The 19,417-nt window shown below is 70.9% G+C and carries 19 protein-coding genes; 1 reads left to right on the top strand and 18 read right to left on the bottom strand.

Features of this window, described 5'->3' with window-relative positions; all coding sequences use genetic code 11:
* Window positions 1-113: 113 nt before the first annotated feature.
* The 17 genes from IE226_RS02520 to IE226_RS02440 all read right to left on the bottom strand — a co-directional run bounded on the left by IE226_RS02520 (window position 114) and on the right by IE226_RS02440 (window position 15,964).
* Window positions 114-1,136, bottom strand: coding sequence for an HTTM domain-containing protein (locus tag IE226_RS02520; RefSeq protein WP_190079243.1), 1,023 nt, complete (start codon window positions 1,134-1,136; stop codon window positions 114-116).
* Window positions 1,133-1,798 carry a DUF5819 family protein gene (locus IE226_RS02515; protein ID WP_190079242.1) on the bottom strand — a complete coding sequence of 222 codons (666 nt, stop codon included), beginning with the start codon at window positions 1,796-1,798 and terminating at the stop codon, window positions 1,133-1,135. Before IE226_RS02515 ends, IE226_RS02520 begins: the two co-directional genes overlap by 4 nt.
* A gap of 13 nt (window positions 1,799-1,811) precedes the next feature.
* Window positions 1,812-2,390 carry a hypothetical protein gene (locus IE226_RS02510; protein WP_190079241.1) on the bottom strand — a complete coding sequence of 193 codons (579 nt, stop codon included), beginning with the start codon at window positions 2,388-2,390 and terminating at the stop codon, window positions 1,812-1,814.
* Between the two features lie 47 nt (window positions 2,391-2,437).
* Complete coding sequence (locus tag IE226_RS02505; RefSeq protein WP_190079240.1) at window positions 2,438-3,094, bottom strand: hypothetical protein; 657 nt, start codon at window positions 3,092-3,094, stop codon at window positions 2,438-2,440.
* A gap of 11 nt (window positions 3,095-3,105) precedes the next feature.
* Window positions 3,106-3,651: an Rv1363c family protein gene (locus IE226_RS02500; protein ID WP_190079239.1), complete on the bottom strand. Its 546-nt coding sequence runs from the start codon at window positions 3,649-3,651 to the stop codon at window positions 3,106-3,108.
* Between the two features lie 19 nt (window positions 3,652-3,670).
* Entirely contained in the window at window positions 3,671-4,270 is a 600-nt protein-coding gene (locus IE226_RS02495) for a hypothetical protein (RefSeq protein WP_190079238.1), read from the bottom strand.
* A 45-nt stretch (window positions 4,271-4,315) separates the two neighbouring features.
* Window positions 4,316-4,834: an Rv1363c family protein gene (locus IE226_RS02490; RefSeq protein ID WP_190079237.1), complete on the bottom strand. Its 519-nt coding sequence runs from the start codon at window positions 4,832-4,834 to the stop codon at window positions 4,316-4,318.
* The gene (locus IE226_RS02485; protein WP_190079236.1) at window positions 4,831-6,042 is read right to left on the bottom strand and encodes an MlaD family protein; all 1,212 of its coding nucleotides are present in this window, start codon (window positions 6,040-6,042) and stop codon (window positions 4,831-4,833) included. Before IE226_RS02485 ends, IE226_RS02490 begins: the two co-directional genes overlap by 4 nt.
* Window positions 6,042-7,196 (bottom strand): MlaD family protein, encoded by a 1,155-nt coding sequence (locus IE226_RS02480; RefSeq protein WP_190079235.1) that lies wholly within the window; start codon window positions 7,194-7,196, stop codon window positions 6,042-6,044. The genes IE226_RS02485 and IE226_RS02480 overlap by 1 nt, the downstream gene beginning before the upstream one ends.
* Window positions 7,193-8,395 carry an MCE family protein gene (locus tag IE226_RS02475; protein WP_190079234.1) on the bottom strand — a complete coding sequence of 401 codons (1,203 nt, stop codon included), beginning with the start codon at window positions 8,393-8,395 and terminating at the stop codon, window positions 7,193-7,195. The genes IE226_RS02480 and IE226_RS02475 overlap by 4 nt, the downstream gene beginning before the upstream one ends.
* A complete protein-coding gene (locus IE226_RS02470; protein ID WP_268251269.1) occupies window positions 8,395-9,468 on the bottom strand; it encodes an MCE family protein in 1,074 nt (357 codons plus the stop codon). Before IE226_RS02470 ends, IE226_RS02475 begins: the two co-directional genes overlap by 1 nt.
* Complete coding sequence (locus IE226_RS02465; RefSeq protein WP_229870346.1) at window positions 9,465-10,499, bottom strand: MCE family protein; 1,035 nt, start codon at window positions 10,497-10,499, stop codon at window positions 9,465-9,467. The genes IE226_RS02470 and IE226_RS02465 overlap by 4 nt, the downstream gene beginning before the upstream one ends.
* Window positions 10,496-11,776: an MCE family protein gene (locus IE226_RS02460; protein WP_190079561.1), complete on the bottom strand. Its 1,281-nt coding sequence runs from the start codon at window positions 11,774-11,776 to the stop codon at window positions 10,496-10,498. The genes IE226_RS02465 and IE226_RS02460 overlap by 4 nt, the downstream gene beginning before the upstream one ends.
* A gap of 35 nt (window positions 11,777-11,811) precedes the next feature.
* Window positions 11,812-12,642, bottom strand: a complete 831-nt coding sequence (locus IE226_RS02455) for an MlaE family ABC transporter permease (RefSeq protein ID WP_190079233.1) — start codon at window positions 12,640-12,642, stop codon at window positions 11,812-11,814.
* A gap of 3 nt (window positions 12,643-12,645) precedes the next feature.
* Window positions 12,646-13,443 (bottom strand): MlaE family ABC transporter permease, encoded by a 798-nt coding sequence (locus IE226_RS02450; RefSeq protein ID WP_190079232.1) that lies wholly within the window; start codon window positions 13,441-13,443, stop codon window positions 12,646-12,648.
* Entirely contained in the window at window positions 13,440-14,456 is a 1,017-nt protein-coding gene (locus IE226_RS02445; protein WP_190079231.1) for an ABC transporter ATP-binding protein, read from the bottom strand. The genes IE226_RS02450 and IE226_RS02445 overlap by 4 nt, the downstream gene beginning before the upstream one ends.
* 74 nt (window positions 14,457-14,530) lie before the next feature.
* Window positions 14,531-15,964 carry a DUF6801 domain-containing protein gene (locus IE226_RS02440; RefSeq protein WP_190079230.1) on the bottom strand — a complete coding sequence of 478 codons (1,434 nt, stop codon included), beginning with the start codon at window positions 15,962-15,964 and terminating at the stop codon, window positions 14,531-14,533.
* A 579-nt stretch (window positions 15,965-16,543) separates the two neighbouring features.
* Here IE226_RS02440 and IE226_RS02435 point away from each other — a divergent pair.
* Window positions 16,544-17,788 carry a PucR family transcriptional regulator gene (locus IE226_RS02435; RefSeq protein WP_190079229.1) on the top strand — a complete coding sequence of 415 codons (1,245 nt, stop codon included), beginning with the start codon at window positions 16,544-16,546 and terminating at the stop codon, window positions 17,786-17,788.
* Window positions 17,789-17,791: 3 nt separating this feature from the next.
* On the opposite strand, the gene IE226_RS02430 is transcribed toward IE226_RS02435, so the two are convergent.
* Window positions 17,792-19,405 (bottom strand): hypothetical protein, encoded by a 1,614-nt coding sequence (locus IE226_RS02430; RefSeq protein ID WP_190079228.1) that lies wholly within the window; start codon window positions 19,403-19,405, stop codon window positions 17,792-17,794.
* Window positions 19,406-19,417: the final 12 nt, after the last annotated feature.

Genomic DNA, 19,417 nt, shown 5'->3' with positions numbered 1-19,417 from the left:
CAACCGACCGGAGTCGGCAGTCGTGACTCGGACCGTCATCAAATACACCTCGTTCGAACGCACGGATCTTGAGCCGCCGAGTGTAGACATCCCGGGTGGGTATCGACACCGATTTATCGGCTCTTCGCGCGGGGCGCACGCAGTCGCCGAACAGCCCGTTCCGCCCGCAGCCAGAACGGCGTCGGCAGGAACACCAGGTCCCCCACGACGGTGATCGCCGAGAACATCGGCAGCGCCATCAGCAGTCCGATGCCCAGATGCGTGCCGAGCATCACGACCAGGACCACGTACTTGAGCCGCGGGACGAACACCAGCGCGGGGAAGAGCAGCTGGGACACGACGGTGACGTAGGCGAGCAGCGCGAGGGCGCTCCCAAGGCCCGCCAGCCGGACGGAGAGCTCGGGGAAGGTCGCGAAGTCGTCGAGCCGCAGGGCGTAGTGCAGCGCGCTGCCGTCCCGCCACGTCGCACCACGGATCTTGTACAGGGCCGCGGTGCCGTAGACCACCATCACCTGGAAGGCGATCAGCGCCATGCCCGCGTTGTGCAGGACGGTGACGACGCGGCGCCGCAGTTCCTCGTACCGGCTCACGGATGCGGGAGTCGCGCGCGCGGCGCGGCGGGCGTCCAGGGACCAGCGGCGGCCCGGGGCGCAAAGGACCAGGTAGTTGGCGAACAGCAGGCTCAGCAGCTCGAACCCGCTGGCGGCGACTGCCGAGCGCATGTAGAAGCCCGCGACGACGAAGGCGAAAAGGACCGCCATGAGGCGGGTGTGCCAGCCCAGCAGATACAGCGCGCTGACCGCGACGGCCAGCACGTAGGCGGCCCTGAAGTAGTCGGGGCTCTGTGTGCCCAGCCAGGTGTACCACCAGGACAGCCGCCCGTCGGCGCCGCGCGCCTCGACCGAGGCACGGAAGAGTTCGGGGGTGTACGGGGATCCGGGCCCCCAGAGGCGGTCCGCGTGGGCCGCCTCGCGGAGCAGGTTGAGCAGGAAGAGGCCCGAGACACCGATGCGCAGGACCGCGGCACCGTACAGCCCCAGCGGCGTGCGGGTCACGGCGTGCAGCCGGTGCCGCGCGTGCCGGGCACCGTCCCGGGGCGTGGCGATCTCCGGACCGAGGGCCCGGGGCAGTGTCACGGCAGGACCTCCCAGGTGCCGAGCGGCCGGCGGCTCGCGGCCGGTGCGGGGTGGCCGGGCGGGGCGATGGGCAGGGTGCGCAGGCGCAGCTCGACGGTGTCCGGGCGGGGCTCGCCGAGGTCGTCGAGGCGTACGACGACGACATTGCGCAGATACTGCGCCGCGGGGGTCAGCGGCGCCCTCAGCTGGGTGTGGGGCGAGCCCGCGAGGTGGGCGCTGACCGCCTTGCGCAGGACGGTCTGGTCCTCCCGGCTCGGCAGCGGGTTGCCTCGGTGGGCGGCGACGTCGTGCGCGGTGAGGTCGATCCACCGTCCGGGGCGGTCCGCGCGCCAACCGCGCACCTCCAGACGGGTGTTGGCGCGTGGCGGGTCGGGCGCGAAGATGTTCCAGTCCTGCGGGAAGAGCGGCCGCAGCCAGGCGTCGGCCCGCGCCGGGCGGGCGGTGTCCGGGGAGAGCGCGGGGCCGACGTACAGGAGGAGCAGCGCCATGTGGGTCAGCGCGACGGCCATGACCAGCAGGGCGGCGCCCCTCGCCACCGCCCGCAGGGGGCCGCCGAGCGGGGTGCCCCGGGGTGCCAGCGGGTCGGGCGGCTCGGCCGTTAGATCGGCGCCGTCCGTACGCTCCGTGTCGCCCCTGCCGTCCGTGCCGTCCGTGCCGTTCACGGGCGTCCCGCCCTTACCCGGCCGATGGTGCCGAGGGTGCGGTGCCGGGCAGGTTCTCGCACTCCGGCGCCTTGTCGAAGGCCTGCTTGAGCGCGGGGTCGGCACGGAAATCGTGGGCGGGACCCTGGTATCCGCCCGCCTTGTCCATGCCTTCGCCGGCCTTCTTCAGCGCCGCCTTGAGGGACTTCTCGTCGGTGACCTTCGCCTTCCTGAGCTGTGAGGTGGTGCCGGCCAGGCTGCTGCGGGCGGTGCGGAGGTTCTTGAGCGCCTTCTTGTACGTGGCGTCGCCGCCGTCGACGGGCGGTGCGCCGTCCTGCCGCATCTTCTTGTCCAGAGCGCCGAGTTGCCTGTCGAGCGCTTCCATGAAGGTGACGACCTGCGTGTGGTACTTCTTGGCGTCCTTCCGGTCCGCGGCGGGCAGCTTCAGCTCGGCCCCGACATCCTGCACGCTGTCACAGACGTCCGAGGCCCAGTCGACCCGCGGGCCGTCGTCGACGCGTGAACTGCACCCGGACATCACCGCCGCGACCGCGACCCCGAGGGTGGCGGACAAGAGCGCGGTGGTGCGCCGCTTCCGTCTGGTGTTCTTCATGTCTGACTCCCCTTTTCCGGCTGTCTCTTGGACGGAACATTCCGGTCTCACCTGCTGAACGTGTCGATGTTCGCGATCCGCCAGGCCCCGCCCCGGTGGACGACGTCCACGGCGAACATCGCTGCCGCGTGGGTGGCCGAACCGCCCTTGGCGGTGCTGGTGTTGCTCTGGTCGGCGAACACCAGGACCCGGGCCCGGTCCTCGTCGATGACCTCGACTCCGCTGTGCGTGACGGTGGTGCTGAGGACGAGTTTCTGCCGGTCCCCTTGGGAGCGGACCTGCGCGAGCATGTCCCGGTGCTGGCCGACCGCCTTGCCGGTGAGGTACTTGTCCGCGGCCTTCTCCGTCCGGCCCGGGGCCGCGTGGTCGTAGGAGAAGACCGCGTCCACCGCCTGGCCGACCGTGCCTTTGACCTCGCTGGTGCGGGCCGTGTCGGTGAGCGCCGTGTTGCGCAGGGCGGGCAGATCGCGTGCGGCTTCGGCCCGGCTGTGGGCGAAGACCGCGAAGGCCGCGGCCAGTACGGCGAGCAGCGTGAGAAGCGCGAGCAGCAGCGGCCGGGGAACGGCTCCGCGCGCGGTCCGGGCGGGCTTCTCCCCGGACTTGGGGCGCGGGCGCGGGGCTCGCGGTGCGGGCGTGGGTGTCTCGCGGGCCTTGACCGCGGCAAGGCGCCGCTGCCGGTTGACCATATGGCGTGTCGTCGACATGGATCGGCCCCTCAGTCGGACGGAGTGTCGGTGGGCGTCTCGCCGGCGGGGGCCTGGCCGAGCCCGCTCAGTTTCCAGCCGTCGCCGGTGCGGGTGAGCTCGCCGAGCAGCCGGCTCTCCTTGGTGCTCGGCTTCTTCTTCGGCGGGTCGACGGTGATCCGCACGGCGATCAGGACACCTGCCCGGCCCTCGCGCTCGTCCAGTTCGGTGACGGCTCCGGACAGCACATCGGCCGTGGTGACCGTGCGCGCGGTGCGTACCTGTTTCTCGAACTCGACTCTGCCCTCGCGCAGTTCGTCGAGGAGGTCTCCGGTGGCGGACTGCTCCCAGGCGTCGAGGCCACGCTCGAGGTCGCGGTGGTCGAGGGTGTTCATGTTCAAGACGGCCTGTTCGCCCGCCGCGAGTACCTCGTCACGGGTCCGCGCGAAGTGCGCGGAGTCGTCGTGGGCCGCCGCGTACCAGGACGACCCTGTCCAGGCGGCGAAGCCCAGGGCGAGGGCTGCCGCCGCGGACGCGAGCGAGAGTTTCGTACGGTGCCGGAATGTCGTACGTGCCATGTCCCTCTCCGGTGGTGTCCTAGCGGGCCTTGATGTCGGTGATCGTCCAGTGGCCGTCGTCCAGGCGCGCGGTGATCGAGAGCTGGGCGGCGGCGGTGGTCGCCTTGGCGCCTTCGCGCTTGGCCCGCTGGTCGAGGAAGACAAGGAGCCGCGCCTTGCCGCCGGTGAGCTCGACGGCTCCGGCCCGTACCACCCGGGTGGTCAGCGACAGCTTCTGCTTGGTGACCTGCCGCCGGAGTTTGCCGAACAGGGCCCGGTAGTCCTCGGCCGCCTTGCCGCGCAGGACGTCGTGTGCGCGTCGCTCGGTGGTGGCCAGGTCGTCGGGCGTGTAGGTGAAGACGGTGGTGAGTGCGTCGCTGATGTCCGCGATGACCCGGCGGGTTTGCTCGCCGTCGGTCAGCGCCTGGTTGGCGGCGCCCGGTGCGTGGGCGGTCCGGTCGGCGAGGACCAGGAGTGTGCCGCCGGTCAGGAGCAGCGCGGCCAGGACGAGGGCGAGCAGCGTGCGGCCCTTGCGCCCCGCGCGGCGACCGCGTGCGGGCTGTTCCTCGGTGTCCGCGTCCCTGCCCGTCGCGGCTGTGCCGGCTTGCGCCGCACGCCGGGGTTTCAGTCCGGCGATCATCTGCGTCTCCTCATTCGTCCGCGCCCTCTCATCCGGTGAGCCCTCTCATTCCGCTGCGACCGGGACCGCGCTGAGCGAGCTGAGTTTCCAGCCCGCCCCGTTGTCGTCGAGGCCCGCCTCGAAGCGTTTGCGGTCGGTGGTGGACTTGCCGGTGCGTGCGGTCACCTCGACGCGGACGGTGGCGATGACCTTCGCCGTGCCCGCGCGGCTGTCCAGGGCGGTGACCGCCGCGTCGGTGACCGTGGCGCGGGTGCTTGTGCCCTCCTGTTCGAGGACCTTGGCGCTGTCGTCGCCCGTGCGCCGCAGTTCGTCCGCGAGCGGCCCGTCCGCCGCCTTGGTCCAGGCGCGCAGCGAGGTCCGTACGTGTTGGCCGTCCATGGTGTTGAGCACCGCGATGTGCCGACGGGCGGCGTCCAGGGCGCTGTCACGGTCGCGTGCGTAGGCCAGATCGTCGTCCGCCCGCGTGTGCGCGTACGTCCATCCCGCGAAGCCGCAGAACAGCGACCCCGCCAGTAGTGCGGCCGACCACGCGCTCCGCCGCCTCACGGCTCCCGTGTCGGTCATGACTCCCCCATTCCGAGCAGTCCGCCCAGGTCGTCCGGGCTGTTGGACGGCGTCCGGCTCTGTGCGGGATTGCCCGCTCCGGGCCGGGCGGGCTCGGGCACGCCGCCGCGCGGTGCGTTGCCCGAGCCGCGTACGTTCTGGCCGCTGCCGGGGCCGGCGGTGCAGGCCGCCTCGGTGTTGGCGGGGGCCGGTGAGGTGTCCAGGCCGTTGCGGTAGGTGGTGCCGCCGTATCCGGCGGTGCAGGGCAGCGGCTTGAAGAAGGTGGTGATCATGCCGAAGCGCACGCCGTCGGGGCCGACGGCGGTGGCTCCGGCGGAGGCGACCTGCGGGATGCGCACCATCAGTTCGCGGGTGCCGCGCTGGCGGGTCACCAGGAGCTCGGAGGTGGTGACGAGGTTGGCGAGCAGGACACTCAGACCGGGGTCGGTGTCGTGCAGCAGCGCGGTGAACTGGGTGGCCGCCTGCGGGGCCCGGGCGATGAGGCGGCGCAGGTCGGGGTCGGACTTCTCCAGTTGGGCGGCCAGTTCGGCGGTGCCGTCCGCGAAGGACTTCAGGGAGGCGGACTGCTCGTTCTGGGTGCGCAGGACCGTCTCGCCGTCGATGAGGAGTCTGGTGGTGGCGGGCAGTGACTTCCTGGCGGCCCGGATGAATTCGCTGCTGGTGTCGATGAGGATCTGCAGGTCCTGGCCGCGCCCCTCGAAGCTCTTGCCGAGCTCGTCGACGAGGGTGCGCAGTGCGGTGGTGTCCACCGAGGAGGCGAGCCGGTCGACGCTGGTGAGTACGTCGGTGACCGGTGCGGGAGTCCGGGTGGCCGCGCGCGGGACCACCGAGCCGTCGGCGAGGTAGGGCCCGTCGTCGGTGCGCGGGCTCAGGTCGAGGTACTGCTCGCCGACCGCCGAGAGGTTGGCGACCCTGGCGTCCAGGTCGCTGGGGATCTTCGAGGCCGTTTCCTTGATGCGGATGCGGGCCTCGACTCCCTCGTCGGTCAACTCGACGGCTTCCACGCGGCCCACGTCGACGCCCCGGTAGGTGACGTTTCCGTGACTGAACAGGCCGCCGGTCTCGGCGAGTTGGACCCGCACCGTGTAGTAGTCGCGGGCGCCCACGTACCGCCCGAGATCGGCGTACGTCGTTGCTATGTAGGCGAGGACGAACACGCCGAGGACGAGGAAGGCGATGTTCTTGAGGTGGGTGGAGCGGGTGAGCACTAGGAATCGCCTCCCGTGGTTCCGGTGACCGCGGGCAGCGGCAGGGACGAGCGGGTGGCGGTGCCGCCGCCTCCGCGGACCGGTGGCACGATCTCCGTGCCGGGCGCCGCGGCGATCTTCAGGTAGACGTTGAGGTAGTCGCCCTTGACTCCGCTGAGCACCTCGTCCGTGAACGGGTAGGTGAACATCACCTGTAGCGATTCGGGCAGGTCGGCGCCCGAGTCGGCGAGGTTCTTCAGGACCGGGGCCAGCGCTTTGAGGTCGGCCACGAGGTCGTCCTTGGTGCGGTCGACGGTGTCGACGGCGACCGTGGAGAGCGAGTCCAGGGCGCGCAGCATGCCGACGAGGGAGGAGCGCTGGTCGCTGAGGACCTTCAGACCGGGCGGCAGGTCGCGCAGGATGTCGCCGATCTTGCGGTCCCGGGTGGCGAGGGTGGTGGAGAGCCGGTTCATGCCGTCGAGGGCGGCGGTGATGTGTTTCTTGTTCTTGTCGAGGCTCTTCGCGGTGGTGTTGATCTGCCGCAGCACGGAGCGCACTTCGCCTTCCTTGCCGCCGAGCGCCTTGTTGAGTTCGCGGGAGATGGTCTGGATCTGCTGTACGCCGCCGCCGCTGAGCACCATCGACAGGGCGCCGAAGACTTCCTCGATCTCGGGGTTGCGGTTGGTGCGGGCGAGCGGGATGACGTCGCCGTCGCGCAGCCGGCCTTGGTTGCCGGCGTACGCCGCCGTGGTGCCCGCCCCGGAGTCCTGGAGGTCGGGTCGGGCCCGCATGTCCGTGGGGGCGACGAGCTGGACGTACTTCTCGCCGAGGACGCTGGACTGTTCCAGGTTGGCGTAGGCGTTGGCCGGCAGTCGTACGCCGCCGTTGACCTTGAGGGTGACGCGGGCGGCCCAGCCGTTGTCGGCGAGGGATATCCGGGTCACGCGGCCGACGGCGACGTCGTTGACCTTGACCGCGGAGTGCGGGAAGAGGCTGACGACGTCCTGGAACTCGGCGGTGATCTCGTACGGATGGTCGCCGAGGTCGGCTCCGCCGGGCAGCGGCAGATCCTGCAGGCCGTCGAAGTCCGGCAGGCCGCCGGCGCCCAGGGCGAGGCCGGCCAGGGCCACGGTCAGGGAGAGGCTCATCGCGATGCGTGCGGTGCGGCGCTTCATGGCCGGCCTCCCCCGGCGTTGTCCGCCGTGCCGTACACGGTGCCCACCGGCGGCAGCGGCAGCGCGGGCAGGTTTTTGACCCGCTTTTCGGGGACGGCGACGAGATCCTCGGCGGCGCCGGACGGGTTGCCGGTCGCGCCGGCCAGTTCGTTGATGTTGGCGCGGCCGTCGATGGTGCGAGTGCGCGGGTTGTACGCCTGGTCGAGGTTGGCGGCAGCCAGCGGCAGGACGTCCAGGGCCTCGGCCACGGAGGCCCGCTGCTCGACGACGGAGCGGGTGAGGCTCGCCAGTTTGTCGACGTTCGACTTGAGGCGGCCCCGGTTGTCGCTGATGAAGCCCTTGACCTGGCCCAGCGCCGTACCGAGCTCTTTGAGGGCGCCGGCGAGGTCGTCCTTGTCCGCGGCGAGGAAGCCCGCGACCTCCGACAACTGCTGCTCGGCGCGCGCCACTTGACCGTCCTTGCGCTTGAGCATGCTGATGAACTCCTGCAGCTGCTCGACGGTCTTGACGAGGTCGCCGCTGTTGCCGTTGAGGACGGCGGAGGCGCCGCCGAGCTGGTGGATGGTGTCGCCGATGTACTTGCCGTTGCCGTCGAGGTTCTTCGCCCCGGTCTCCACGAGCCCGGCCAGGGCGCCGTCCTTGTTGGCGCCGTCGGGGCCCAGGGCGTCGCTCAACTCGGTGACACTCTTGAGCAGTTCGTCGACCTCGACGGGGGTCGCGGTGTGCTCGGCGCTGATGACGGCGCCGTCGCGGATCTGCGGGCCCCCGCTGTAGGCGGGACTGAGCTGCACGAACCGTCCCGAGACCACGCTGGGGGCGACCACGACGGCCCGCACGTGGGCGGGCACCTCGACTCCTTCGTCGATGGTCAGCCGCACCCGTACTTGCCTGCCCTGCGGCCGGATCTCGTCGACGCTGCCGACACGGACGCCAAGCACCTTGAGGTCGGATCCTTCGTGGACGGCGACGGCCCGGTCGAAGTAGGCGGTGATGTGCTTGCCGTCCCCGCCGCCCGCCAGGGCCGTCACGCCTGCGATCCCGCCCGCCGCGAGGAGCACGAGGGCGACGAGAATGACCACGAGCCGCCTGCCCCACAGGGCCCCGGTCGCATCCGCGATCCGCTCGCCGAGCCCGGGCCGCGCGCGTTCGCGTAAGCGCGCCGGCGCCTGTGTGCGGGCTTGCGCTTGGGAGCGGGCCATCAGCGTCCGCCTCCCTTCTTCGGCGGCATGCATCCGGTTGCCGGGCCCGTGCCCGCGGGCAGATAGTCCTTGGGGACCAGGCCGCACAGGTAGCCGTCCATCCAGCGCCCGTTGCCCAGGGAGTTGCCGACGAGCCGGTAGTACGGTCCGGCGGCGGCGAGGGCCTTGTCGAGGTTCTTCTGGTTCTTGGACAGCACGCCGGTGACCCGGTCGAGTGCGGCGAGCGCGGGCCCCAACCGGTGTTCGTTGTCGTCGACGAGCCCGCCGATCTCGGTGCCGAGGTCGCGGGCGCCGGTGAGCAGCGCGTGGATGGACTTACGGCGGTGGCGTACCTCTTCGAGCAGCAGGTTGCCGTTGTCCAGCAGCCGCTCGAACTGGGTCTTCTTGCTGTTCACGGACGTGGTGAACTGCGCTGACCCGTCCAGGAGTTCGGCCAGTTCGTCGTTGCGCGTGGAGACCGTGCGGGAGAGCGCGCTCAGGCCCTTCATGGCCTTGCGGACGTGCGGCGGGGTTTTCTCGAAGGCCCCGGAGACGGCCTTGAAGCTCTTGGCGAGCTGGTCCTCGTCCAGCGCGCCGGTCGTGCGGCTCAGACCGTTGAAGGCCTCCATCACGTCGTACGGAGAGGTGGTGCGGCGGACCGGGATGCGCTTGCCGGGGTCCTGTCTGCGGCTGCCGAGCGGATCGACCGCGAGGTACTTGGCGCCCAGGAGGGTCTTGACGGCGATGCCGATGGTGCTGCGGTCGCCGATCCAGGCGTCCTTCACCTCGAAGGTGACCTTCACCTTGGGGCCGTCGAGGGCGACGTCCTCCACCTTGCCGACACGTACGCCCGCGATCCGCACCTCGTCGCCCGCCTTGAGGCCCACCGAATCCCTGAAGTCGGCGGTGTAGCGGGTGCCGCCGCCGATCACGGGCAGCGATTCGGCGTTGTAGGCGAGCAGCCCGATGAGGGTCATGGCGAGCAGTCCGGCCAGGGCGACGGTCACCGGGTTGCGCTCGTTGACGGGTTTGAGGCGCGGGCGCCGCAGTCGGGGCAGTTTCCCGCCGGGGAGCTTGATGTACGTAAGTCTCACGCGCGGCACCTCGCGTCCTTGATCGCGAGTCCGGTCGGCGGCGGGCTGTCGTCGTAGGTCGAGACACCGCTGACCTTCGCTTCGCAGAGATAGAGGTTCAGCCAGGAGCCGTAGGAGGCCATCCGGGAGACGGCGGCCATCTTCCGCGGTGTCTTCTCCAGGAAGTTCTCGATGAGGGGCTCGTTGTCGGCGAGGGTCGCGGACACCCGGCCCAGATCGCGGATGCCGTCCTTCAGGGGCGCCCGGCCCTTGCCGAACAGGTCCGCCGTGCTCACGCTGAGCTTGGCCAGCGAGTCGACGGACCGCCCGACGGTCTTGCGGTCGTCGGCGAACCCCGAGACGAGCTTCTCGACCGTGCCGATGAGTTCGGTGAAGCCCTTCTGACGGGTGTTGACCGCCTTGAGGACCCGGTTGAGGTTGCTGATGACCTCCCCGATCACCCGGTCCTTCGCGGCGACGGTGGTGGTCAGCGAGCCGACCGTCCCAAGAAGGCTCTCGACCGTGCCGCCCTCGCCTTGGAGGACCTGCACGATCGACCCCGCGAGTTCGTTGGTGTCCTTCGGGGAAAGCCCCTGCATCAGCGGCTGGAATCCGTTGAAGAGCTGGGTCAGGTCGAGTGCCGGGGTGGTGCGGCTGAGCGGGATGGTCTGCCCCGGCCGCAGGGTGCGGCCGACCGGTCCGGCGCCGCGGCCCAGATCGACGAAGCGCTGCCCGAGCATGTTCAGGTACTTGATGGACGCCGTCGCGGAGGCCGGCACCCGCCGCTCCCCGTCCAGCGTGAACTCGACCTGTGCGTAACGGCGTTGGACGATCTCGACGGATGACACCCGGCCCACCTCCACTCCGGCGACGCGCACCGAGTCGCCCTCGTTGAGACCGGTGGCGTCGGTGAACCAGGCCTTGTAGCTGCGGGTCCCTCCGGCGTCGCCGCCCGAGACGCTCAGGGCGAGCACGGTGGTGGCCAGCGCGGTCACCACGACGAAGATCAGCGACTTGACGGCGGGTCCGGTCAGGCTGCGCTGTCCGCTCACTTCAGCCTCACCTCCGCTCCGCGGAAGGCCGGACCGGCGAGCACACTCGACCAGTCGGGCAGGGCGCCGCGCCGGTCCTTGTCCGGTGCGGCGAGAAGTTCGGTGACAAGGTCGTTCTCCTGGGGCGAGTTGGCCACGCCGAGCCCGCCGGACACTCCGCTCAGGGTGGTGGCCGTGCTCTGCCGCGCGGCGTACGAGCCGCCCGTATAGGGGACGGGGTAGCAGCGCGGCCCCCCGCCCGCGTCGTAGCGGGGCGTGTCCCGGCCCGGTGCGTAGGCGCCGCGCGAGGGCACGACCCGCACGTCGACGCGCAGGCCCGGCCGGTCGGTGCCCTTGCCCAGGGCGGCGTCCATCGCCGGCACGAAGTCGGCGACCGTGCTCAGGGTGCAGGGGAAGGCGGGCGCGTAGCGCGCGAGGATCTCCAGCGTCGGGCGGCTGGTGCCCGTCAGCCGGATGAGGTTGGCCCGGTTGCCGCGCAGCCAGCTGCCGGTCTCCCGGGAGCTGCTGGTGACGGAGGCGTACAGCGTGGACAGCTCGGCCCGTCGCGCCGCGATGGTGGCGCTGGTGGTGGTGGCGTCGTGCAGCGCGTCCACGAGATCGGGGGCGGCGTCGGCGTAGGTGTCGCTCAGCTCGACGAGTTGCTCGATGTCCCGGTTCAGGGACGGCAGATGGGGGTTGAAGTCCTTCAGGTAGCCGTTCAGCTCCACCAGCGACTCGCCGATCTTCTCGCCCCGCCCTTCGAGGGCCCGGGCGAGGGCGGACAGCGTGGCCGACAGCTTCTGCGGCTGCACGGCGGTCAGCAGGGGCAGCAGATTGTCGAGCACCTGCTCCAGCTCGACGGCGCTGCGGCTGCGGTCCTGCGGGATGACGCTGCCCGCGGCGAGCGGGCGCGCCGAGGGGTTCTCGGGCGGTACGAGGGCCACGTACCGCTGCCCGAACAGGGTGGTCGGCAGGAGCTGGGCCCGGACGTCGGACGGCACCCGGCCGATCTTGTCGGGCCGCAGGGCGAGGGTGAGCCGCGCGGTGCGACCGCCCGTCTCGATCTTCTCGACCTCGCCGACGACGACGCCGCGCAGCTTGACCTCCGCGCTGGGGTGCATCTCGCTGCCGGCCCGCCCCGTCTCGACGACGACGGTCGCGGAGTCGGTGAACTCCTTCTCGTACACGGCGATCGACAGCCACACCAGCAGGGCGGGCACCACGAGGTACACCACTCCGGCCAGCCGTCTGCGGCGGGCGACGGCGCCCTCGGTGGGGCGCGTGCGCACGGCGGGCATGGCCACCGGGCGGGGCCTGATCTTCGGCGGGGCGCTCATCCGGCCACCTTCACCGTGGTCGTGGCGCCCCACAGGGCCAGGCTGAGGAAGAAGTCGGTGACGCTGATGAGGACGATCGCGGTGCGCACCGAGCGGCCGACGGCCACGCCGACCCCGGCGGGTCCGCCCGAGGCGCGGAAGCCGTAGTAGCAGTGCGCGAGGATCACGAGCACGCTGAAGATCAGCACTTTGAGGAAGGACAGGAGCACGTCCGTGGGGACCAGGAACAGGTTGAAGTAGTGGTCGTAGGTGCCCGTGGACTGCGAGTTGAACAGCACGGTCGTGGCCCGTGAGGCCAGGTAGGAGCCGAGCAGGCCGATGCCGTAGAGCGGGATGACGGCGACCGCGCCGGCCACGATGCGGGTGCTGACGAGGAAGGGGGTGGAGCGCACGCCCATGCTCTCCAGGGCGTCGACCTCTTCGTTGATGCGCATCGCGCCGAGTTGCGCGGTGAACCCGGCGCCGACCGTGGTGGACAGCGCAAGGGCGGCGACCAGCGGGCCGATCTCGCGGGTGTTGAAGTAGGCGGAGACGAAGCCGGTGAACGCGTCGGTGCCGATCTGGCTGAGCGCCGCGTACCCCTGGAGTCCGACGACCGTGCCGGTGAAGACGGTGATGCCGATCATCACGCCGACGGTGCCGCCGATCACCCCGAGGCCGCCGCTGCCGAACGCGACCTCGGCAAGGAGGCGCTGGATCTCCTTGGGGTAGCGGCGCACGGCGCGCGGGATCCAGAACAGCGCCCGCAGGTAGAAGAGGAGTTCGTCGCCGGGCCGGTCCAGCCAGGCGAAGGCGCGGCTCTTGCCGCCGCGTTCCGTCAGGGCCATGGGTCACAGCCCCTTCGGGGGGACGAGCTGGAGATAGACGGCCGTCAGGACCATGTTGACGAAGAAGAGGATGAGGAAGGTGAAGACGACGGACTGGTTCACCACGTCCCCCACGCCCTTGGGCCCGCCCTTGGGGTTGAGGCCGCGGTAGGCGGCGACGACTCCGGCGATGAAGCCGAAGATCAGCGCCTTGAACTCGCTGATGTAGAGGTCGGGCAGTTGGGCGAGGGCGGAGAAGCTGGCCACGTACGCGCCCGGAGTGCCGTTCTGCATCACGATGTTGAAGAAGTAGCCGCCAAGAATGCCCACCACGGAGACCAGGCCGTTGAGGAGCACCCCGACCAGCATGACGGCGAGCACGCGCGGCACGACGAGGCGCTGGACGGGCGAGACACCCATGACCCGCATGGCGTCGAGCTCCTCGCGGGTGGTCCGCGATGCGAGGTCCGCGCAGATCGCGGACCCCGCGACGCCCGAGATGAGCAGGGACACGATCAGCGGGCTCGCCTGCTGGATGATGACCAGGACGCTGGCGCCGCCGCTGAAGGACTGGGCGCCGAACTGCTCGATCAGGGAGCCGACCTGGAGGGCGATGACCGCTCCGAAGGGGATGGTCACCAGCATCGCGGGCAGGATCGTGACGCTCGCGATGAACCAGAACTGCTCGACGAACTCCCGCCACTGGAAGGGCCGCTTAAAGATCAGCCGGAGCACGCTGACGGCGAGCGCGAACAGGTGGCCGATCTCGCGCAGCACGCCGAGGCCCGGCAGCGGCCGGCGTGGCACGGGGGGCGCGCTCATGTGGCCGCTCCTCTGACCACCCGGGGCGCGGCGAGCGTGGGGGCGTCCTGCTCCCGGAGGCTTGCCTCGACGGCGCGGCGTGCCGCGGGCGGCAGGTCGTGCAGCATGCCCTGGACGCGCTCCCGGCGCCGGCGCACCGCCTGCCGCTCGGGCAGTCCGGGGGTGGGTGCCAGCTGCGGCACGATGGTGCGCTCGGTGGCGGGTCCGGCGATGATGCCGTGTGCGGCCTCCAGGTCCAAGGTGGCCTGGTCCTTCTCCTCGGACATGCCGATGGGGCCCGCCCTGCGCGCGGTGAGGAACTGCTCGACCACCGGCTCCTGGCTGGTCAGCAGCACTTCGCGGGGTCCGAACGTCACGAGGTTGCGGCGGAAGAGCATTCCCATGTTGTCCGGGACGGTCGCCGCGATGTCGAGGTTGTGGGTGACGATGAGCATCGTCGCGTCGATCTCGGCGTTGATGTCGATGAGCAGTTGCGAGAGGTACGACGTGCGCACCGGGTCGAGCCCCGAGTCCGGCTCGTCGCACAGGATGATCTGCGGGTCGAGCACCAGGGCCCGGGCCAGGCCCACGCGTTTGCGCATGCCGCCCGATATCTCGCCGGGCAGCTTCTTCTCGGCGCCGGCGAGGCCGACCAGTTCGAGCCGCTCCATGACGACGCGGCGGATCTCCGTTTCCTTCTTGCGGGTGTGCTCGCGCAGCGGGAAGGCGACGTTGTCGAAGAGGCTGAGCGAGCCGAAGAGCGCGCCGTCCTGGAACATCAGGCCGAACAGCTTGCGGGCCTCGTACACGTCCCGTTCACGGCTGTTGACCATGTCCACGCCGTCGATGAAGACGTGTCCCTGCTCGGGGCGGACCAGGCCGACGATCGACTTCAGGAAGACCGTCTTGCCGGTGCCGGACGGGCCGAGCATCACGCTGACCTCACCGCGCGGCAGGGTCAGGGTCACGTCCTGCCAGATGTTCTGCCTGCCGAACGACTTGGTCAGTCCTTCGACGACCACTTCGACTCCCATCGCACCTCCTTGCTCAGAGTTCGGGGTTGCTCACGGTTCAGGTCCCGGGCCCCGGCTCGCGGCCCGCCGGGCGATCAGAGGTCGGGGACCTGCGGTGTCTTGCAGGTCGATCCGGCGCCGCAGACGCGTCCCTGGCGGATCTTGAGTGCGTTGCCGGGACCGGAGACCGCGCCGGAGAGCAGCGCGTCCAGGTCCTCGCCGTTCGTGCCGCACCCGCCGAGCGCCGGGATGTCCAACTCGCCCTCAAGCAGCCCGCCCTCGCTGACCGGATAGCTACCGGTCAGCTCCGTCTCGACCGGCCGCACGGTGCGGCACCGGGGCCCGACGTCCAGAGGCACCCCGTTGACCCGCACGTCGTACAGGCGCAGGTGCTGGCGGTAGCCGACCTTGGTCACCGGCGGCTTGCCCGGCCTGATGATGTTGACGATGGTGGCCGGTTCGGGCTCGAAGCGGACCTTGGCGGTGGTGGGCTGGAAGCCGAAGGTGAGGAACGTGCCCTCGGTGTCGGGCAGTTGCATGAGGCCCAGGTGGTCGTACTCCACGTAATCGGGCGCCCTGACCTCACGCATGCGCATCGCCAGATGCATGAGCCCGACCCGTTGCCCGCGCGGGTCGTTGACCAGGGCCGAACTCTTCAGCTTGCGCAGGGTGGCGAAACCCGCCGGCACCGCGCACATCGAGGTCGGCTCCAGCTCCTCTGCCGCCCCGCCCGGCGGCACCGGCGGCAGCCGCTTCGGGTCGAGCTTGCCCGCGGGCGGCTGCGCGGGGCAGGCGTCCGCGGCGGCGCGGGGCCGGGTCCCGGCGTCGATGCCCTCAGGAGTGTCGCGCGGGGTATCGCTCTCCGGGCCGGCGGAGCCGGTGGCCGGCGCCGGGGGCTCCGGGGCGGGCGCCTCGACGGGGACAGCCGCGAGCAAGGTGTCCGCGCCCCCGGCCGGAGTACAGGTCAGCTCGGCCGGGGCGGGCCGCGCGCCCGCATCGCCGGTGTCCGGACCGGCGGCGGCAGTCAGGGCGAGGTCCAGCTTCCCGGCCGTGAAGGTCACATCGCCCGCGGAGCCGACCGTCACATGGGGCACGTCGCCGCTGAAGCCGATCCCGACGAGGCCCCCGGCGGGCATCCGCACCTCGGGGGAAGCCAGGTCCGCCCATCGGGCCACCGCCCGCTCCCGCCCTTGGGCGACCGTCGTGGCCAGCACGGCCGTCCCCGCGACCGATGTCGTCCCCTCCGGCAGCAGCTCGGCCACGACCGGGCTCGGCAGGCTCACCCGTACGCTCACCGCCGTGGGTGTGATCGGCTTGCCGATCGCGCCGCGCCCGGGAAACGTGGCGCCGAAGGCGACCTCGGCCCGGCGGGTGCCCGAGGGCGTCGTGCAGTCGTACGCGGCCGTGAGGCGGGCCTCCCGCTGATCCCGCGCGGCGGATCCCGAACCGGGCAGCAGGCCGAGCACACACGCCACGACGGCGACCGCGGCCACTCGTGCGGTGCGCCGGCCGCTCAGGGCACCAGTCATCGCTGCTCTCCGATCAGAGGGCGGACCCCGCGGCAGGGGGGCCGCCGCGGGGTCCGATGGTGTGGTCCTCGTGTGGTCCGGGGAAGCCGGGACCACCGGCGCGAAGGGGCGTCCGCGCCCCGAGGACCGAAGCAGGCGCCGGGCAATACCGTCCAATAAGGCCCGATCTGCTTCTTGTTCGACTTTCGAATCGGACCTTACGCACGGGTAACTGAGCGGCGCAACGGCCGAATTGGAAAAGCCCCCCGGACCGGAAAGACCAGGCATTTCCTTGTCCCTGGTACAGCAAATCCGGGAACGGCTTCGTACGCAGGTGAGTAATCCGTGCCCGACCCCTTGACGGACCCTGCTCGGGCGGGGCGCCCTGAACACCTCACCAGCGGAACGTCGTTGACCGAAAGAGAGCGATGAGCAGGGTGCACACCGGCTGTCCATGGTCTACGGTGCCAGGGGTTCCAGAGCGCCGAGATCAATGGTGACCCGCTGCCGGCCGGCTCCACCGCACTCGTCGGGGATCGGTTCCGTCTCCAGCCACTGCCGGTCAGCGGTTTCGATCACGGGTGGAGTTAGGGGAGTTCCATGACTACTGCAGTAAAGGCGGGGGATGCGGGACATCCGGCCTCTGCTCTCCCTCGCGAGTTCGCCGCGATCATGCGACCCGAACTTCCCGGGCTCATCCAGGAAGTCATCGACGAGATCCACCGTTCCTACCCCGAGTACGCGGAAGTCCTCGACGGCCCCTATTCGCGGGCCGTACATCTTATTGTCGAGCACAACCTGACGAGCTTCGTGGATCAGGTCGCCGCCCCGGACACCTCCACCGTGCAACGCGACAAGGTGTGCCGCATGTTCGGCCGCTTCGAGGCCTACGAGGGCCGCAGCCTGGACACCATGCAGGCGATCTTCCGGCTCGGCGCCCGGCTCGCCCTCAACCGGGCCAAGGGGATGCTGCGGCGGCTCAACCTGCCGGCCGGTCTGATGCTCTCCTTCGCCGACGCCCTGCTGGCCTACGTGGACAACCTCATGGAGGTCTCCCGCGAGGGCTACCAAGAGGCACGGGCCGAGATGGAGCAGGGCCAGGACATCCAGCGCCAGCGCCTCTTGAAGCACCTTCTGTCGGACGTGTCCGTCCCCCGGGCGACCCTCGTCGAACTCGCCGAGCGCGCCAAGTGGCAGCTGCCCGACGAGGTCACACCGATCGCGTTCAGCACGGACGGCCGACCCGACCGGGGCGCCGTCGCCGAGGACGTCCTGGTCGACCTGAGTTCCTCGCTGCCGCACGCCCTGATCCCGGGCCCCGTCGACGAGCACCGCCGCGCTTTCATGGACGCGGCCCCGCACACCATCCGCGCGGCCGTGGGCCTGACCGTGCCGCTGGCCGACGCCGCGGAATCCTTACGCTGGGCCCGAAGAGCCCTGAGCCTCGCCGAGGCGGGCATCCTGGAGGGCGGCGCCCCCTACATCCACTGCCGGGACCATCTGGTGGCCCTCTCGCTCTTCGCCGATCCCGGCCTGGTATCGGCGCTCGCAAAGCAGCAGCTCGCCCCTCTGGCAGGCCTCACCGCCAACCAGCGCGACCGGCTCATCACGACCCTCCGCGCGTGGCTCGACACCCGCGGAAACGTCCTTCAGATGGCCGACGCGCTCCACCTCCACCCGCAGACGGTCCGCTACCGGCTGCGCAACCTGGAGAAGGTCTTCGGCGACCTGCTGGCCTCACCGGACGATCGATTCGCCACCGAACTGGTCCTGCGCGCCCTGGAGTTGCGCTCCCGTCGAACCGCCACGGCCCACCGTCCGGGCCCGCCGCGCCTTACGGGCTGAGCGTCAGGAAGGCGCGTACGCGCCGCAGGAGGCATCGGAACGTCCCGCCCGGTTTCCCGTTGTGATCAGCCGCCCCTCCACCGTGCCGATCACCAGTTCTCCGTCCGGAGCGGCGCTCAGGCACGTCGGGGTGTAGACGTGCCCGCCGAGGGTGAGCGTCCCGCGCCGCACCACCGTGCCTTCGACCGCGCGCAGCGTGAGCAGCTCGCAGGAGCCGGCGCCGGTCACGGCATGGACGAGACCCCCATGGACGTCGACCCCGGTGACCTGAGCCTCGAAGCGGTGCGCCCAGATCACGGCCCCGCCCGGGTAGGCGCGGCGTACGAGATGGGTGGCGTCGTGCGCCGTACAGGTGTGGATGATCCCCGGACCGGCCGCGTCGTCGACGTACACGGCGGGGCCGCCGCGCAGGTAGGGGCCGAGGGAGTCGTCCCAGGAGAACGGGAACAGCCGCTCGATCCCCTCGGGGCCCGCTCGCACGACCCACTTCTCCAGGAGTTCCGTCCTGACGTCGGCGGCACCGACGCCATAGAGGAAGAGCAGGTGGGGCGAGCGCCGCACCCGGAAGTCGTAGGAGGTGCCGCTCTCCCCCAGGGGCAGGGTGGCAAGCCGCCGGCCGGAGGGTGTGAGCACGACGCTGTCGTACGGCGGCCACCTCGGCCCGGGGAACAGCTCGCGGGAGTCCCGGGCCACCCAGACACCGTCCGTGCGTGCGGCGATGGCGACCGGGAAGTCGTAACGCTGCTCGTCGAGTTCGGTGCCGTCGGCGAGGGCGAACCGGCGCAGCAGGGTGCGCCGGTTGCCGCTGTCGCCCTGCAGGACGGGGAGCCAGACGCTTTCCTCGTCCGGGGTGACGTACAAGCGACAGCCGCTGCGCTGGAACGCGTCGTCGGGCGCCGGCACGGACCAGAGCAGGGTGCCGTGCGGGGACCAGCACTCCAGCAGGGCCCCGGTCAGTGCGGAAACCAGCATCCGGCCGTCGCTCAGCACCTCCAGGGCGGATGTTCCGGGCCGCCGGGTCCAGGCGCGGCCCCTTTCCGCGGCGAGGTCGGCGAGGTAGCGCTCAGGTTGTTCGATGCGCGGCCCCCTGATGCTGCTCCCGTCGGCCTTCACCGGCACTTGGGGCCACGAGATCTGCGCCGCGAGCACGTCGGCGGTAACGCCGTGCCAGTCGTCGTGCTCGGCGACGGCTCTTGTCCAGGTCACTCGGCCCGGGTCCTCGAAGTCGATGACCGGCTCGGCGAACGTCACCTCGAGGCGGCGCGCGTCCCGCCAGCAAAGGACCGGGACACCGGCCCCGGCGACGGCCACATCAGTGCGCCGCCGGGTCTCCGGCTCGTACAGGTGCAGGCCGCCCCTGAGGGCGAACTCGTCCCCGTCCTCCGTGCCCACGGCGAGCACGGGCACGACGGGATGGAAGCCAAGCCACTCGACGCCCTGCTCCAGCACGATCTGGTCCCACAGGGCGAGGTCGCTCGTCCGGTAGATCACGACCCGCTCCATGCCGTTGCGACCGGCGGCGTGGCAACTGACGGCGATCCAGCTGCCGTCCGCGCTCACGTCGGTCGTCAGCGGGGCGCCGATCTCGGGGAACGGATCGTCGGGTATCAGACGCATCGCAGGAGCGTA

Source organism: Streptomyces longisporoflavus, assembly GCF_014649775.1.
Taxonomy (GTDB): domain Bacteria; phylum Actinomycetota; class Actinomycetes; order Streptomycetales; family Streptomycetaceae; genus Streptomyces; species Streptomyces longisporoflavus.
The sequence above is the reverse complement of the archived record's forward strand: the minus strand, read 5'-3'. Positions and strand labels throughout refer to the sequence as shown.

Coding starts and splice junctions, on each gene's coding strand:
- IE226_RS02490 (WP_190079237.1), bottom strand. CDS start 4,834: ATGACCGACACGGGAGCCGTGAGGCGGCGGAGCGCGTGGTCGGCCGCA.
- IE226_RS02445 (WP_190079231.1), bottom strand. CDS start 14,456: ATGGGAGTCGAAGTGGTCGTCGAAGGACTGACCAAGTCGTTCGGCAGG.
- IE226_RS02435 (WP_190079229.1), top strand. CDS start 16,544: ATGACTACTGCAGTAAAGGCGGGGGATGCGGGACATCCGGCCTCTGCT.
- IE226_RS02480 (WP_190079235.1), bottom strand. CDS start 7,196: ATGAAGCGCCGCACCGCACGCATCGCGATGAGCCTCTCCCTGACCGTG.
- IE226_RS02495 (WP_190079238.1), bottom strand. CDS start 4,270: ATGATCGCCGGACTGAAACCCCGGCGTGCGGCGCAAGCCGGCACAGCC.
- IE226_RS02510 (WP_190079241.1), bottom strand. CDS start 2,390: ATGAAGAACACCAGACGGAAGCGGCGCACCACCGCGCTCTTGTCCGCC.
- IE226_RS02475 (WP_190079234.1), bottom strand. CDS start 8,395: ATGGCCCGCTCCCAAGCGCAAGCCCGCACACAGGCGCCGGCGCGCTTA.
- IE226_RS02460 (WP_190079561.1), bottom strand. CDS start 11,776: ATGCCCGCCGTGCGCACGCGCCCCACCGAGGGCGCCGTCGCCCGCCGC.
- IE226_RS02500 (WP_190079239.1), bottom strand. CDS start 3,651: ATGGCACGTACGACATTCCGGCACCGTACGAAACTCTCGCTCGCGTCC.
- IE226_RS02450 (WP_190079232.1), bottom strand. CDS start 13,443: ATGAGCGCGCCCCCCGTGCCACGCCGGCCGCTGCCGGGCCTCGGCGTG.
- IE226_RS02440 (WP_190079230.1), bottom strand. CDS start 15,964: ATGACTGGTGCCCTGAGCGGCCGGCGCACCGCACGAGTGGCCGCGGTC.
- IE226_RS02455 (WP_190079233.1), bottom strand. CDS start 12,642: ATGGCCCTGACGGAACGCGGCGGCAAGAGCCGCGCCTTCGCCTGGCTG.
- IE226_RS02505 (WP_190079240.1), bottom strand. CDS start 3,094: ATGTCGACGACACGCCATATGGTCAACCGGCAGCGGCGCCTTGCCGCG.
- IE226_RS02430 (WP_190079228.1), bottom strand. CDS start 19,405: ATGCGTCTGATACCCGACGATCCGTTCCCCGAGATCGGCGCCCCGCTG.